The following is a 14,444-nucleotide window of genomic DNA, read 5'->3' as shown; positions in this document are numbered from 1 at the left end:
CCTTCTAACTGGTCGGGGTGAAGACTGCACGACGTTTGTTGAGAAAATCGTGCGGATATCCGAGCCGCACCCGAGTGGCCGTCTCCAGCCGTTCGAGGTGCGCCTGTTCCAACCGTACCGCCAGCGCACCCAGATTATCTCTCAGCTGCGCAACGGTTCTCGCCCCGATCGACGGCATCAGTCCCTGGCTCATCACCCACGCCAGTGCCACACGTGCGGGCGTGGTGTCGAGTTCGGCAGCGATCTCTTTTGCCACCGACACGGCCCGCTGACCCGACGGCGACAACTTCGCCGGACCGTCGTCCGACGATTTGCCCGCCAACAACCCGCGCGCCAGCGGACTCCACGCACAGACCGCGATGTCCAGCTCACGCGCCATGGGCAGCAGCTCCCGGTCGGGTGTCCGCGCAACCAGCGAGTATTCGACCTGCATGGCGCAGAACGATGTCCATCCGCGCAGTTCACTGATCGTCGCCGAGCGGGCGACCACCCAGGCCGGGGTGTTGGTCACGCCGATGGAGAGGACCTTGCCCGACCGCACCAGGTCATCGAGCCCACGCAGGGTCTCCTCGACCGGGGTGCACTGATCCCAGGCGTGCACCCACAACAGATCGATGTAGTCGGTGTCGAGGCGTCGCAGACTTGTCTCGACGCTGCGACGCAGGCTCTTTCGATGGCTGCCGCCCGAGTTCGGGTCGTCTTTGTCCGTCGGCAGCGTGTATTTGGTGCTGAGCACCACGTTGTCTCGTTCGGAGGCAACCAGACGTCCGAGGATCTCTTCGCTGGCCCCGTTGGTGTAGACGTTTGCGGTATCGACGAAGTTGCCGCCCGCCTCCCGGAAGACGTTGTAGATCTCGGCGCAGGCCTGCTCCTCGGAACCGAATCCCCAATCGGTTCCGAATGTCATTGCACCCAGACACAACTCACTGACCCTCAGGCCCGACTTACCCAGGATCCGCACGGGCATCGCAGTACCGGAACCCTCGACCCCGCTAGGCATCGTCGTCCACCACCCAGTTCACGAATCGGTGCAACGGATACATGCCGTCATGGGGGCCACCCATACTGCCCTTCATGGCACTTCCGAGCTTCACCAGCCGTTGCACGCCCGCGGTGGCCAGGTCATCACGGATCTCGGCCTTTCGGTGCGTCGGGAACACGCCAACCGTCTGCGTGGCCACCGTGGCCAACGCCGCAGCGTCCCGCATGTTGTCCACCGGGATGACGTTCACCGTCTTGTTGGTCGGATGGAAGTCCACCATCTCCGGTGACCGGACAACCAGTCCGCGGCCGTCGAATTCACCCCAGACCCGATATTCGGGCTCGAGGAAGCGCATCCCCTCGACTGCCTCCCGGATATCGGAGGCCGGTTTCGGTCCGACGGCCGACGCGAAATCGCGGTCCACACCGAGACGTTCGTGGAGCAGCTCGCAGAAGCGATCAACCTGCTCGATGTCCCCTTCGACGCAGATGTGCCGGGCAGCAAGGCAGGCATCCTGATTGAAGATCGTGACGTCCTTGGCGGCCAGCTCCGCAACCTCGAGCAGGGTGTCCTCGGATTCGAATGCCTCCCTGCCGATGACCGACATCGACACCTTGGGATCAAAGGAGATGAGCCCGAAACCGGGACCCACATATTTCGCCGCGTTCTCGATCGCGGCGCCGCCACCCCAGGCGACCAGCTTGTCGAAATACTGCGACCGGTAGAGAACGCTTTCCACCTTCTCGTCACCGCCCCTCCAGTACACCGCCGACATGGATTGGAGCACTGGATGATCGGGTGCGATATCGGCCATGGTGCGCAGTACCGCGACGGTGGTGAACGGATCGGCCGACGGCATCTTGAACACGTTGACGGCCTTGGTCAAAGCGGCGTCCGCGATCGACGTCATCGCCGCACTCGGCGAGTTGCCTGCCAACATGTGCACCAGCCTCGGCGGGAAAGCCCGGATGCGGCTGACGCTTCCGTTCGGATCGGTGTTCTCCACCCAGCCGTCGAGCACCTCGAGGCTTCCGAAGGTCTTCTTCAGCCGGTATTCCATCGCCTCCCTGGTGAGGAACTGTCCCGGCCTGGCAAAAGTGTTCTCGATGATGCGCCGGGGCAGAGCACTGACCTGCAGGGTCATCTCCAGCGATTCCTGCAGGTATTCGTTCTTCTCCAGCGACAGGTGGGAGGCCGTCTCGACCAGAAAGTCGATGATCTCCGACACCGGCATGTCAAAGGCCGGTCCCTGCTCGGTGCGCGGCACGAACAGTTCGTTGAACTCGATCTTGGGTGTGACAAACGGGACGCCGAAGTCCCTGGAGAGATACTCGTTGTCCTCACCCCAGATCAGCTTGCCCCGAACGAAGTGCGGCACCCGGATCTTGGATTTGGTCGGGCTCAATGTGGTGGTCACGTGATCGGTCCTCAGTCCTCGATGAATCCGCGCACGTAGGCATCCATGGTGCCTGCGCAGGTGATCTTGTCGTCGTCTTTGAGATCGGAGTAGCGGGCGATCTGGTCCAGGACCGTGGTGCCTGCGCGTCCACAGGGACAACCATCGAGTTCCGCGATGATCTTGTCCCCGGAAATTGTTCCGCCCCAACGTCCGTCGACCGTGGTGTCGAAGAACGCCGCGCGGCCCTCGACCTGCCCGTCCGAGACCGGCGCCATCGACTCACCGTTCTTGTCGAGCACGAACAAGACCACCTCGGCGGGCACGTGGTACCGCCCGGCCGGACACTTCGGCAAACGTTGGTTGAGTTCTTGCATGGAGTAGTAGTGCAGGAAGCGGCTCGGGTCGATGTTGAGCAGCCGGTAGATCTGCTCCCGGTAGTCATCGGGCAGCGACGTACCTTTGAGGCCGCCGCCGGTGGTCAACGCGTTCTCGCCGGTGATGTCACCGTCTTTGCCGCCGATCTCCTTCAGGATCTCGGTCAGCCGGAACAGATTCGGGAACTGCGCGCTGAAGAAGAAACGTTCGGAGCGACGGGCGAGGATCTGCTCGGCGAGGTAGTGCAACCGGTCTTCGTTCTTCTGCTGGCGCTGTGCGGCTTTCGCCTCGAATGCGGCGATCTCATCCGGCGCGGCGGTGCCGTCGGCCATGGCCCGGCGCATCGCCTGCAGCAGCGCCATGTACTTGTGGTGTCCGGCCGGGGCGGCGCTCGGTGGCATCGCGATACCGTCCGGCCTGCCGTAGGCCGCGGCCAGCATGTCTTTCAACGCAACGTGTGCGGTGAGGCTGGTCTCCGGACCCACCGGGATGAAGTTCCAGATCTGCTGCGGCCGAATACCGAGATCGGTCAGACAGTCGAGCATGTTGGTCGAGTTCGTGTCGAGGTCGATCTGGGTCTTGTTGAGGAAGGACCCCTTGCCGCTGGTGCCACTGGAACTCGACACCATGTGTCCCGCGGCTTCCAGGCGGCCGATCCAGCCATCGACGTCTTCGACCCCGTCGACGTCGACATCGGCCACCCGTCGGGTCGACAGCGAGTCGAGCCAGCGATTCATCTGTGACCACTTGCCCTTGGCGATAAGCGATTCCGGGTAGCTCTTGTACGTCGTGTGCGGGAACAGCAGCGGGATGAGGTCCTCTCGGGCCCGGATCTCCGTGATGCCTTCGGCGTCAGCACGCTGCCTCAAGACGGGAACCTGCTCGCGGCGCTCCTGGAAACGGGCATCGAGTTGCTCGACGACATCTCGCGGACTTGTGGTCACTGACATTGCTGCCTCCGTGGAATGTGGAAAGTGAGGGGTGCGGGAACCGATATGATTAACCATACCCGCCGGTAAAGTTTCCTGTCCAGGCCAGAGATGGCAGACTTTCCCAGGTGACGTCGACCAACCCCGGCACACCACCCGGCGGCCCAACCCGCAGCCGCGGCGGTCGTCCGACAAAAGCGCAGGCAGGTGCACTCGATCGCAAGATTCGCGAGTGCGCACTGGAGGAGTTCCTGCAGCACGGCTACGAGGGCACGTCGATGAACGCGATCGCCGCCGCGGCCGGAACCACCAAGCCCTCGCTCTACGCGCGGTTTCCCACCAAAGAGGATGTCTTCCGGTCGGTACTCGGGTGGGCACTGCAACAACGCGATTGGCCGGAGCCCGAGCCGCCGGAGCCCGATCCCGACGACCTCGAAGCGGCACTGACAGCCGTTGCCCGCGCAGCCATCCGCCGCGCGACGAATCCGTCGATGATCAAGCTGGAGCAGATAGCCATCGCGCACGCCTCGCGCTATCCCGAAATCGCCCGTCGTACATACGGAAACGGCTTCTGGCCGCGCAAGCAGTTTGTTGTCGACCTACTCGTTCGGCACTCCGCAACCGGTTCGATCGAGGCGGACGACCCGGGCGTGCTCGCCGAACTCTTCCTCGGCATGGTCGGCGGCCAGTCGCGACTGGCATCGTTCGGCATCGTCCGGGACACCGCCGAGCAGGACCGGCACATCCGCGCCGCGGTCGAACTGTTCCTGCGCAGTCTGCGACCTATGCCGCAGGGGTGACCGCCCGCAGACAGAACTCGTAGATGCGGTCGATGTCTGCCGATGTGGGTTCGACGCGTCGCCACAGGTAGTCGGCGAGCATGCCGAGTGTGGCATGGGCGGCGAGCAGCGCATCGAAATCGGGATCGGTGCTGCCGAGTTCGGCAAACGGTTCGGTCAGCAACGACGCCATGGGGCCGTTGGCCGACACCGTGCCCTGCATACTGTCCCCGGCGAGGCCACCGGCGTTCCAGGAGACCGCGCGGGTGGAATCCGCGGTGTCACCGATCGCCTGCGCGAGCACACCTTCGACCCAGCGACGCACCTTGGCCTCCGGGCTCGACTCCTTGCTCATCTGATGATCGACATACCGGCGCAGACGCAGGGTGCCATCCTCGAGCAACGCCGCCACCAATGCATCTTTGGACGAGAAGTGGCGATAGAAGGCCTCATTCGACAGCCCGGCGGCCGCGACGATGTCGGCGACCCGCGGCCGGGAAGCGGTCCCCCGCTCCTCGATCACGGCCAGAGCGGCGTCAAGCAACCGGCGTACCTCGGCGGCGTAGTTCGCACCACGCTTCGCCAAGGTGCGCTCGGCGATCCTGCTCGCCAGATCGTCGCCCGCATCCTCGCTCATCTGCTTGTCCACACCACGAGATTAGTGCCCACCTGCAGTCGGGTACTCGGTGGTGACCTCGAGCAGTCGCATCGTCGGGGGCGGATCCGTCTGCTGCAGGTCCGACAATGTCAGCGCACCCGACCGCGCCGCGGCCATCATCGCCTTGAGAATGCTCGGCAGGTCGTCGCCTTCCAACTCATAGATCGCGACGTAAGGTCCGTCATCGATGACCGGCGCGAACCGGCGAACCGACACGATGCCGTCGATCGCGACCATCTCTGGCAGATGGATCTCGTTGTACCAGTGGTTGAACTCGGCCTCGACCGCCTGCGACGCCGGCCTGGATTCGACGTAGTAGATACCCTTTGCCATAAGATGTTGCCCTTCAATCGTTTTCGACTGGTTTGGTCAGCGCGAACCGGGCCCGCGCACAGCGGCACACAGTCCGCCGTCGACCAGCAGATCGGTACCACTGAGAAAGCTCGCTTCGTCCGACAATGCAAATGCGACCACCGATGCGAGCTCGGACGCCTGCCCGAGTCGACCCACCGGCGTCGTCCCGATCCACTCGGAGATCCGAGGATTGTCGGCCGCTTCCTGACGGCCCTGCGGGGTGTCGATGAGCCCCGGGGACACCGAGTTCACGCGACCGCCGAGTGGTCCCAAACGCACGGCCTCCTGTTGCGCAAATCGTTTCACCCCGAGTTTGGCCACGGCGTAGGCCGCGCCCGGATGCTCGATCGTCGGCCCGAAGCTCTCCCGGATCCGATCCAGGAACTCGCGCTCCAGCGGGTGGTCGAGTATTTCCGCGGTGGCGGCATCGATCTCGACCCCGCCGATGGCAGGGGCCATCGACGCAAAGTAGACCCACGCTGTCCCGGCCGTGGTCAGCGGCCGAAATACCTCGGCAAGTCTTGCGGTCGCGACCAGATCGACCGTGAAGATCCGGCGCCAGTCCGCCATCGTCGGGGAAATGCCCGCGACGTGGGCCACCGCCCGCAGGGTTCCGAGTTCGGCAACGCGATCGGCAAGCCGTTGCACACCGTCGGCATCGGTGATGTCGAGGACATACGGTTCGACGACAGCACCATCCGCCGATGCCAATTCGTGCGCCGCGGCTGTCACCGTCGCCTCATCGAGATCGACGAGCACCAGCGCGTCGACCACTCCGGTCAGCAGGCGCGCACAGTCCAGGCCCATGCCCCGTCCGGCACCTGTCACCACACCAACAGTGCCCATCAACGCACCGCCCAGCACTGCTGTAGCGACGGCTCGGCCAGGCGGGTCACGAGTTCCATCCGAAAGCCGGTGTCACTGCGCAGGAATGCGAAGAACAGCGAACCGTCCTGGCCGCTGCGGGTCACCTCGGTGACGTAACCGTGTTCGGTGAGTTCGGCGACGTCGGCGTCCACGTCATCGGACCAGTAGCCGGCGTGGTGGATGCCTGCGCCTTCGACCGGTTCCCAGAAGGTGCCCGGGATGCTGCGCACCACCTCCAGCCTCGGGGTGGTGATCGAGTAGGCGCACCTGACATCCACCGTCACGTCACCGGTCGGCAGCGTGACCTCGATGGGAGCCCCGATCTCCGGGCCCCACTCGTAGCCGAGGAGCGACGACAACTGCGCCTGGGTCGCCTCCAGATCGTGCGTAACGATTCCTACGTGAAACAGGTCTTCAGCCTTCATTGGTGGTAACCGCCTTCCGTTTGGACACCCTATTCGGAACGATCTTCACACAAATAAGAATTGTGTTCCGTCTCGTCAGAATGATATTCTCACATGGAACGAGGAGGCCTCCATGGCATGGGATTTTGAGACCGACCCCGAGTACCAGGCAAAACTGGACTGGGCCGATGAATTCGTCCGCGAGGAAGTCGAACCGCTCGACCTCGCGTGGCCGCACATGCAGTTCGTACCGCTCGAGGGGGGCCGTCGCGCAGCGATCGATCCACTGAAGGAAAAAGTGCGAGAGAAGGGCCTGTGGGCCACCCACCTCGGACCCGATCTCGGCGGGCAGGGCTACGGCCAGCTCCAGCTCGCACTGCTCAACGAGATCCTCGGCCGCTCATCGTGGGCGCCGATCGTCTTCGGTTGCCAGGCCCCCGATACCGGCAACGCCGAGATCATCGCCCACTACGGCACCCCGGAACAGAAGAAGCAGTACATGCAACCGCTGCTCGACGGCGAATGCTTCTCGAGCTACTCGATGACCGAACCGCAGGCCGGCGCAGACCCGACCCAGTTCAAGTGCAGCGCGGTCAAAGACGGCGATCACTGGATCATCAACGGCTACAAGTACTTCTCATCCAACGCGAAGACTGCCTCGTTCCTCATTGTCATGGTTGTCACCAACCCCGAGGTGAGCGCGTACAAGGGCATGTCGATGTTCCTGGTCCCCACCAACACACCGGGTGTGATCATCGAACGCAACGTCGGCCTCTACGGCGAACCGATCAACGAGGGCACCCACGCCCTGATCCATTACAAGGACGTCAGAGTTCCCGACAGCGCGCTACTCGGTGGCGAAGGCCAGGCCTTTGCTGTCGCCCAGACCCGCCTCGGCGGTGGCCGGATCCACCACGCCATGCGGACAATCGGCTTGGCGCAGAAGGCCGTCGACATGATGTGCGAACGCGTGCTCAGCCGCGAAACCGCGGGCAGCCTTCTGGCCGACAAACAGATCATCCAGGGCTACATCGCCGACTCGTACGCCCAGTTGGCACAGTTCCGGCTGTTCGTCCTCAACACGGCCTGGAAGATCGACAAGTACAACGACTACAAGAAGGTCCGCAAAGACATTGCCACCGCCAAGGTGGTCATGCCCACGGTCCTGCACGACATCGCTTGGCGCGCAATGCAAGTACACGGCGCGCTCGGTGTAACCAACGAGATGCCGTTCATGACCATGGTCCACGGCGCGGCCGTGATGGGTCTGGCCGACGGCCCCACCGAGGTCCACAAGATGACCGTGGCCAAGCAGGTCCTGCGCGACTACAAAGGCACCGACGACCTGTGGCCCACCGAGTGGATCCCGCGCAAACAAGCTGCAGCCAAAGCAAAATACGCCGAATATCTCGAACTCGAAGTGGGGAACCTCTGATGGACCTGATCAAACTTGCAGACTGGATGGACGAGGCCGGGCTACCCGGCAAGGGCGAACCACTCGAGGCCAAGTTCCTCTCCGGCGGAACGCAGAACGAGATCTACAAACTCACTCGCGGAGACAATGTTTCGGTGATCCGGATGCCGCCGCCTGCCGCGCCGGCCAACCGCGATGAGGGCATCATGCGGGAATGGCGCATCATCGAAGCCCTTGACGGCACCGAGGTTCCGCACACCAAGGCAATCGCTGCCTGCTCCGACACCTCGGTCCTCGGACGCTCGTTCTACCTGATGGGTTACGTCGACGGTTGGTCGCCGATGGACAACAAGCAGTGGAAAGAACCGTTCACCTCCGACCTCGAATTGCGAAAAGGCCTGGCATATCAGCTGGCCGAAGGCATCGCACTGCTGTCGAAGGTCGATTGGAAGGCCCAGGGCCTCGGAGATCTGGGCAGGCCCGACGGCTTCCACGAGCGCCAGGTGTCCCGGTGGACCCGATTCTTCGACCGGATCAAGGGTCGTGAACTCGAGGGTATGACCGAGGCAACCGCCTGGCTGAACGCCCACAAGCCGATCGACTTCATCCCCGGAATCATGCACGGCGACTATCAGTTTGCGAATGTGATGTACAAAGAGGGCGCTCCGGCACAGCTCGCCGCGATCGTCGACTGGGAGATGGGTACCGTCGGCGACCCGAAGCTGGACCTGGCCTGGATGGTTCAGGGCTGGCCCGAGGACACCAATGCACCAGAGGCCGCCACGGCCAGCTACGTCGATCTGTCCGGGATGCCGTCGCGCGATGAGATGATCAACCACTACTCCAAGGTGTCGGGCCGTCAGGTCGACGATCTGGACTACTACCTGGTGCTGGCGAAGTGGAAGCTCGCCATCGTCCTCGAGCAGGGTTTCCAACGTGCCGGTGACGACATCAAGCTGCAGGCCTACGGTCCCGTCATCGAGACCCTGATGCGTTCGGCCGCCGAGTTCGCAGAATCGAGCGACTACAAATCATGAGCACAACAACCGACGAGCTCATCGCAGAGCGGCGCGGAGCCGTCCTGATCCTGCGGCTCAACCGCCCCGAAGCCCGAAATGCGCTCACCGGCAGTCTGCTTCGCGGCATCGGCAGCGCCGCACTGGAAGCCGAAGCCGATCCGGAGATCCGCGCCATCGTCCTGACCGGCACCGGCGATCGTGCCTTCTGTGCCGGTATGGACCTGCGAGCATTCGCCGAGGGCGGCGACTTCACATCCGAAGGCTTCACCCGCCTTGCCTCCGGCGACCTCACCATCCCGGTGATCGGCGCCGCCAACGGCACCGCGATCGGCGGTGGCCTCGAACTGCTACTGGGTTGCGACATCATCGTGTCGTCGACGGCCGCGAAGTTCGGGCTACCCGAGGTCAAGCGCGGCCTCTTCCCCGGTGGCGGTGGCACCACGATCGGAACCCGTATCCCGATGGGCATCGCATTGGAGATGACTCTGACCGGCGATCTGATCACGGCGCAGCGTGCTTATGAGATCGGTTTGGTCAATGCTGTTGCACCACAGGAAGATGTGCTCGACGTAGCGATCGGCTATGCCGAGCGTGTCGCGGCCAACGCTCCGCTGAGCCTGACCGCTTGCAAGGAACTGGTCCGTCTCTCGGTGTCGGACGCCGCGGCCGCAAAGGCCCGTCTGGCACATCACCAGAAGATCGTCTTCAGCAGCAACGACGCCAAAGAAGGCGCCATGGCATTCATCGAAAAGCGCGAACCGAACTGGCAGGGACGGTAGAACCATATGCGCGCCGCCGTGTGTCGAGAACTGGGTCCTCCGGAAATCGTTGAGGTGCAGGATATTCCCGCGCCGACATTGCAAGCCGGTCAGGCCCGGGTTGCAGTTGCCTGCGCCGCAGCGAACTTTCCGGACGTACTCGTGATCGCCGGGGAATACCAGGTCAAGGTACCCACGCCGTTCGTGCCGGGCAGCGAATTCGCCGGTGAGGTCACCGAGATTGCCGACGATGTCACATCGGTGGCCGTCGGCGACCGGGTGACCGGGACAGGCATCGTCGGCGCCTTCGCCGAAGAGGTGTGTGCAAAAGCCGCCGGACTCAAGAAGATCCCGGAGTCGATCTCCGACGAGGTGGCGGCCGCATTCGGCGTGGCGCACCGCACGGCGTACCACACGCTGCGCTCGGTGGCCCGCGTGAAATCGGGTGACCACGTGATCGTTCTCGGTGCCGGTGGTGGCGTCGGACTGGCGGCGGTGCAACTCGCCGTCGCCATCGGTGCCACCGTCACCGCCGTCGCATCCTCGGACGAAAAGCTCTCCGTCGCCAAGGATTACGGCGCCACCAACGTGATCAACCACCGAAGCGCCGACCTGAGGACCGCACTCCGCGAACTGGTCCCGGGCGGCGCCGACGCGGTCATCGACCCGGTTGGTGGCGACCAGTCCGAACCCGCGTTGCGGGCGCTGGGCCGAGGCGGACGTTTTGTCACGATCGGCTATGCCTCCGGCACCATTCCGCGGATCCCGCTCAACCTCATCCTCGTCAAAGGGGTGCACGTGCTGGGATTTCAGTTCCAGGATCTGCCTCCGGACGAGTACCGCCGCAATGAGGACGAACTCGCCGAACTCCTGATCAAGGGCACTGCGGTCCCCCACATCGGCGCGACCTACCCACTTGGCGAGGCAGCCTCGGCATTGCGTCTGGTCGCCGATGGTCAGGCGATCGGCAAGGTACTCGTCAAGGTCACCCGGTGAAGTCGGTCATCGTTTCCGGCGTCGGTACCACCGCGATCATCGACATACCCATCCCCAGTCCAGGACCCGAAGATGTCCTGATCAAGATGCGGGCCTGCGGAATCTGCGGTTCGGACGGGTTCTACATCGAGATCGGCGGCATCCCACCGCTGCAGGGCAAAACCCCACTCGGGCACGAACCGGCCGGAGAGATCGTCGAGGTCGGAGAACTGGTTGCCGGTCTGACGGTCGGCGACCACGTCGTGATCAACCCGATGGCCGACGGCACCGGCATGATGGGTGGTGGTGGACCGGTCGGCGCCTTGTCGGAGTACGTCCTGGTCGAGCGGGCCGAAGTCGGAGGCAATCTCGCGGTCGTGCCACCCGAGGTCCCGTTCCACGTTGCCGCGCTCAATGAGCCGATGGCGGTCGCCCGCCATGCGGTGAACCGCACCGGCGTCAAACCCGGCGACACCGTTCTGATCTTCGGTGCCGGGCCCATCGGACTCGGCGCAGTGATCGGATTCAAACTCAGCGGCGCGAAACACGTTGTGGTGGCGGACATTCTCCCGTCGCGCCTGGAGAAGGCGCTCGCGGTGGGCGCCGATGCGGTGATCAACTCCGCCACCGAGGACGTCGGGACTCGACTACTCGAACTACATGGTCCGGGTACCACCGCAACCGGCAAACCCCGCGTCGGTGCCGACATCTACCTCGATGCCGCCGGAGTTCCCGAGGTGCTGCACATCGCGATGCAGTCGGCCAAACAGAACGCCACCGTGTGCATCGTCGCCGTGCACAAAGCGCCCGTCGAGATCGACTTCGGCTTCCTCCTCGGCGCCGAGATCAACATCGTGACCGCGATGGGCTACCCCGATGAGATTTTCCAGGTCGCAGCGGAGATCGCCGACCACTGGGAAAAGTTCGCGGTGATCGTCAGCGACCAGTTCGACTTCACCGATGTCGAGCAGGCCCTGTCCACCGCATCCACCCCGGGTGCCGCCGACAAAGTCGTTGTCACCTTTTCTTGAACCGGCTGCACCACAAAAACACCCACGAGAGGGCAAACCTTGAGCGACCAGTTGCGGGAGCAGAAACGCGGGCGACGCATCGCCATGACACCGGAGGAGCGCGACACATTCCTGAACGAGAACCGCACCTGCCGGGTGGCAACGAGCGGCGTGAACGGTGCCCCGCACATGTCAGCACTCTGGTACGTCTGGGACGGCAAGGTGCTGTGGCTCAATTCTCTTGTGAAGAGCCAGCGTTGGACCGACATCGATCGCGACCGGAGGGTATCGGTGCTCGTGGACTCGGGTGACGACTTCTCCGATCTGTGTGGCGTGGAGATCATCGGCTACGCAACCCCGGTCGGTGAGGTCCCCAGGACCGGTGAGCCGGTCGAGGAGCTCGATACCCCGGAAGCAGCATTCGGCGCGAAGTACGCCGGTGGCAGGTTCGGTTACGACGGAAGGCATGCCTGGCTTCGAGTTGTCCCGGAGAAGATCGTCAGCTGGGACTTTCGGAAAGCCGGAAAGTAGTGGCGGTGTCCACCACATGCAGATCGGACATCGAATTGGCGAAACCGCGACCATCGAAGCGGTTCCCGGCCACAATATTCTCGTGAGCGGAGCAGCCGGGCGGCCCATACCGTCCTCGACACCCGAGCGGGCAACGATGACGGTGGTTCCCGCCTTCGCCACCAACGATCAGCTCGTCGACGCTGTCCGGCTGGTGAAGCAGGAGCGCCTGCGAGCTCGAAGCCGCGACCTGCCGTACCGGCTGGCCGTCCTGGGCACCACCACCGCCGACCTCGTCGAGCATGCCGGTGGCCTGCTGTTCGACCACATCATGGCGGGCTGGATCGTCACCGTCTTGGTTCCGCCGGAGGCCGATCCGCGACCGCTGCAGATACTCGGCACCCGGATCCTCGACGTGCACACGGCTCTGGCGATGGATCTCGAGCCGGCACTTGCATCACGCCGCCACACGCCTTGGCCCCAGAAGGTCGTGATCGCCGGCGACCTGTGCGCCGGTAACACCCGGCTACGCGAGGCCGTCCGTCAATCCTTCGACGAGGGTGCCACCAACACAATGTTGTGGGGTCCGGAGCGGCCCGCGGCGGACGGCGACGACGTCACTCCGGTCGAACATCAGCTCAGCAACGCCGCCCGCGCTTTCAAGCGGCACGCACTCTCTGCCACGTCTGCCTCCGCAACAGATGTCGCGCGCACAGAAACGTTCTTGGGCAACAAGTTACGGACCAAGGCGCCGCCGGCGCTGCATCTCGCCTGAACAGAGTGTGCCGGTAGACGCAAAAAAGACTGGGCCCCAACACATGCGTGTCAGGGCCCAGGTGAAAGTTCGTCGTCAGGCCGGAACGAGATCCGACAGACCCTCCCACGCATGGGTCTTGCCGCAGCGGAACACCTCGGAGAGTCCAACGGCATCAGCAGGCAGAGACGCTGCCGCGAGCGCCTGCGCCTTGAAGGCCCGGGCGGCGACGCTGAGACGATGTCGGACCGTACCGATCCGGCTTTCGAGTTCCGAGGGCAGGCTGTCTCCCCACAGGGTCACCTCGGTCTCACCGTCTTCGAGGATCTGCTGCACACCCTCGCGCACCCGATCATCACGCTCGTACAGCGAACCTGCGGTGACCACGGCCTGCGGATGGAAGCCCAATCCACGCCACTCGAACGCCGACTCGAAATCGACCGTCTGCGCGCCGAGTATCTGCAGGGCCCGAGCGTGCGGATCGTCCTGCACCAGCACCGTGACGTCCCAGCCGGCCATACCGCGGTCGAACACCAGACCGCCCGCGTACTTGATGACCTCGTTTGCCGTGGGCGCAACGACCACCAGGCGGTACTTCACGAACTCGTCACCTGCGCGAAGTCCTTCGCCAGCGATCTTGCGTAATCCCTGAACACTTCCGTCAGTGGAATTGATTGATCCAGCAGCCATGATGTTTCCATCCCGTTGAGAAAGGCGACTATTTCGACGGCCTTCAAATCTGCATCGAAGTCCGTCCGGTATCGACCATCGACCTGCCCGCGCCGGATACCAGCGGCAACGGTGTCAATTGCGGCGTGATACCTGGCGAGCAGGCGATCATGCAGCGGCGCATCAGGTTCGAGGTTCTCCATCTGGAGAACCGCGAACGTTCCAATCAACTCCGGAGATCGTTCGAATCGCTCGGCGACCCTCACTATCCCATCCAACAGATCGCCTGCGCGATCGGCATGTTGGTCGTCGTCGGCATCACGCATTTCGAGCACCGCATGCAGGAGCTGTGCTTTGGACTCGAAATGGTGGAGCAAACCGGCGGAGCTGACGCCGGCTTCGGCGGCGATCTGCGACAGAGTCGTGTTTCGCCACCCGTTACGTGCGAGCAACCGCTGAGCGACGTCGAGAATCTGTCGCTTGCGCTCCTCGCCTTTGACGAGAAGTGCCTCATACGGCCGATCGCGCGCCACTGATCTCCTTCGCTACAGCCAACCAACTGAACAGATAGTAGGTTGGATTACGCCT

The 14,444-nt window shown here is 63.7% G+C and carries 17 protein-coding genes; 8 read left to right on the top strand and 9 right to left on the bottom strand.

Translation table 11 applies throughout. The features are described from left to right. Window positions 1-4: 4 nt before the first annotated feature. The 3 genes from AC1TQG_RS12035 to AC1TQG_RS12025 are packed head-to-tail and all read right to left on the bottom strand — an operon-like array spanning window position 5 to window position 3,706. Window positions 5-1,000, bottom strand: coding sequence for an aldo/keto reductase (locus AC1TQG_RS12035; protein WP_482137131.1), 996 nt, complete (start codon window positions 998-1,000; stop codon window positions 5-7). After that, window positions 993-2,399: an acyl-CoA reductase gene (locus AC1TQG_RS12030; protein WP_482137130.1), complete on the bottom strand. Its 1,407-nt coding sequence runs from the start codon at window positions 2,397-2,399 to the stop codon at window positions 993-995. Before AC1TQG_RS12030 ends, AC1TQG_RS12035 begins: the two co-directional genes overlap by 8 nt. Before the next feature lie 11 nt (window positions 2,400-2,410). Then, a complete protein-coding gene (locus tag AC1TQG_RS12025) occupies window positions 2,411-3,706 on the bottom strand; it encodes a hypothetical protein (protein ID WP_482137129.1) in 1,296 nt (431 codons plus the stop codon). 107 nt (window positions 3,707-3,813) lie between these two features. Here AC1TQG_RS12025 and AC1TQG_RS12020 point away from each other — a divergent pair, with 107 nt between their 5' ends. Further along, window positions 3,814-4,485, top strand: coding sequence for a TetR/AcrR family transcriptional regulator (locus AC1TQG_RS12020; protein ID WP_482137128.1), 672 nt, complete (start codon window positions 3,814-3,816; stop codon window positions 4,483-4,485). Here the strand turns inward: AC1TQG_RS12020 and AC1TQG_RS12015 are convergent. The 4 genes from AC1TQG_RS12015 to AC1TQG_RS12000 are packed head-to-tail and all read right to left on the bottom strand — an operon-like array spanning window position 4,469 to window position 6,768. Next, on the bottom strand, window positions 4,469-5,113 hold the full coding sequence (locus AC1TQG_RS12015; protein WP_482137127.1) for a TetR/AcrR family transcriptional regulator: 645 nt from the start codon (window positions 5,111-5,113) through the stop codon (window positions 4,469-4,471). The genes AC1TQG_RS12020 and AC1TQG_RS12015 overlap by 17 nt on opposite strands. Before the next feature lie 9 nt (window positions 5,114-5,122). Further along, window positions 5,123-5,455 (bottom strand): hypothetical protein, encoded by a 333-nt coding sequence (locus AC1TQG_RS12010; protein ID WP_482137126.1) that lies wholly within the window; start codon window positions 5,453-5,455, stop codon window positions 5,123-5,125. 36 nt (window positions 5,456-5,491) lie between these two features. After that, on the bottom strand, window positions 5,492-6,322 hold the full coding sequence (locus tag AC1TQG_RS12005) for an SDR family oxidoreductase (protein ID WP_482137125.1): 831 nt from the start codon (window positions 6,320-6,322) through the stop codon (window positions 5,492-5,494). Further along, a complete protein-coding gene (locus AC1TQG_RS12000) occupies window positions 6,322-6,768 on the bottom strand; it encodes a VOC family protein (RefSeq protein ID WP_482137124.1) in 447 nt (148 codons plus the stop codon). The genes AC1TQG_RS12005 and AC1TQG_RS12000 overlap by 1 nt, the downstream gene beginning before the upstream one ends. Before the next feature lie 112 nt (window positions 6,769-6,880). On the opposite strand from AC1TQG_RS12000, the gene AC1TQG_RS11995 reads away from it, so the two are divergent. From AC1TQG_RS11995 to AC1TQG_RS11965, 7 genes are all read left to right on the top strand, one after another. Then, the gene (locus AC1TQG_RS11995) at window positions 6,881-8,182 is read left to right on the top strand and encodes an acyl-CoA dehydrogenase family protein (protein WP_482137123.1); all 1,302 of its coding nucleotides are present in this window, start codon (window positions 6,881-6,883) and stop codon (window positions 8,180-8,182) included. Then, window positions 8,182-9,198, top strand: coding sequence for a phosphotransferase family protein (locus AC1TQG_RS11990; protein WP_482137122.1), 1,017 nt, complete (start codon window positions 8,182-8,184; stop codon window positions 9,196-9,198). The genes AC1TQG_RS11995 and AC1TQG_RS11990 overlap by 1 nt, the downstream gene beginning before the upstream one ends. Continuing rightward, window positions 9,195-9,959: an enoyl-CoA hydratase-related protein gene (locus tag AC1TQG_RS11985; RefSeq protein WP_482137121.1), complete on the top strand. Its 765-nt coding sequence runs from the start codon at window positions 9,195-9,197 to the stop codon at window positions 9,957-9,959. Before AC1TQG_RS11990 ends, AC1TQG_RS11985 begins: the two co-directional genes overlap by 4 nt. A 6-nt stretch (window positions 9,960-9,965) precedes the next feature. Further along, window positions 9,966-10,934 carry an NADPH:quinone oxidoreductase family protein gene (locus AC1TQG_RS11980; protein ID WP_482137120.1) on the top strand — a complete coding sequence of 323 codons (969 nt, stop codon included), beginning with the start codon at window positions 9,966-9,968 and terminating at the stop codon, window positions 10,932-10,934. After that, on the top strand, window positions 10,931-11,944 hold the full coding sequence (locus AC1TQG_RS11975; protein WP_482137119.1) for a zinc-dependent alcohol dehydrogenase: 1,014 nt from the start codon (window positions 10,931-10,933) through the stop codon (window positions 11,942-11,944). The genes AC1TQG_RS11980 and AC1TQG_RS11975 overlap by 4 nt, the downstream gene beginning before the upstream one ends. A gap of 51 nt (window positions 11,945-11,995) precedes the next feature. Then, window positions 11,996-12,454 carry a pyridoxamine 5'-phosphate oxidase family protein gene (locus AC1TQG_RS11970; RefSeq protein ID WP_482137339.1) on the top strand — a complete coding sequence of 153 codons (459 nt, stop codon included), beginning with the start codon at window positions 11,996-11,998 and terminating at the stop codon, window positions 12,452-12,454. A gap of 82 nt (window positions 12,455-12,536) precedes the next feature. Then, a complete protein-coding gene (locus AC1TQG_RS11965; protein ID WP_482137118.1) occupies window positions 12,537-13,208 on the top strand; it encodes a hypothetical protein in 672 nt (223 codons plus the stop codon). A gap of 75 nt (window positions 13,209-13,283) precedes the next feature. Here the strand turns inward: AC1TQG_RS11965 and AC1TQG_RS11960 are convergent, their stop codons facing one another. Both AC1TQG_RS11960 and AC1TQG_RS11955 read right to left on the bottom strand, forming a co-directional pair. Beyond that, window positions 13,284-13,787, bottom strand: a complete 504-nt coding sequence (locus AC1TQG_RS11960) for a hypothetical protein (protein WP_482137117.1) — start codon at window positions 13,785-13,787, stop codon at window positions 13,284-13,286. Next, on the bottom strand, window positions 13,784-14,389 hold the full coding sequence (locus AC1TQG_RS11955; protein ID WP_482137116.1) for a TetR/AcrR family transcriptional regulator: 606 nt from the start codon (window positions 14,387-14,389) through the stop codon (window positions 13,784-13,786). The genes AC1TQG_RS11960 and AC1TQG_RS11955 overlap by 4 nt, the downstream gene beginning before the upstream one ends. Window positions 14,390-14,444: the final 55 nt, after the last annotated feature.

This window comes from Williamsia sp. Y844 (assembly GCF_056786475.1).
The sequence above is the reverse complement of the archived record's forward strand: the minus strand, read 5'-3'. Positions and strand labels throughout refer to the sequence as shown.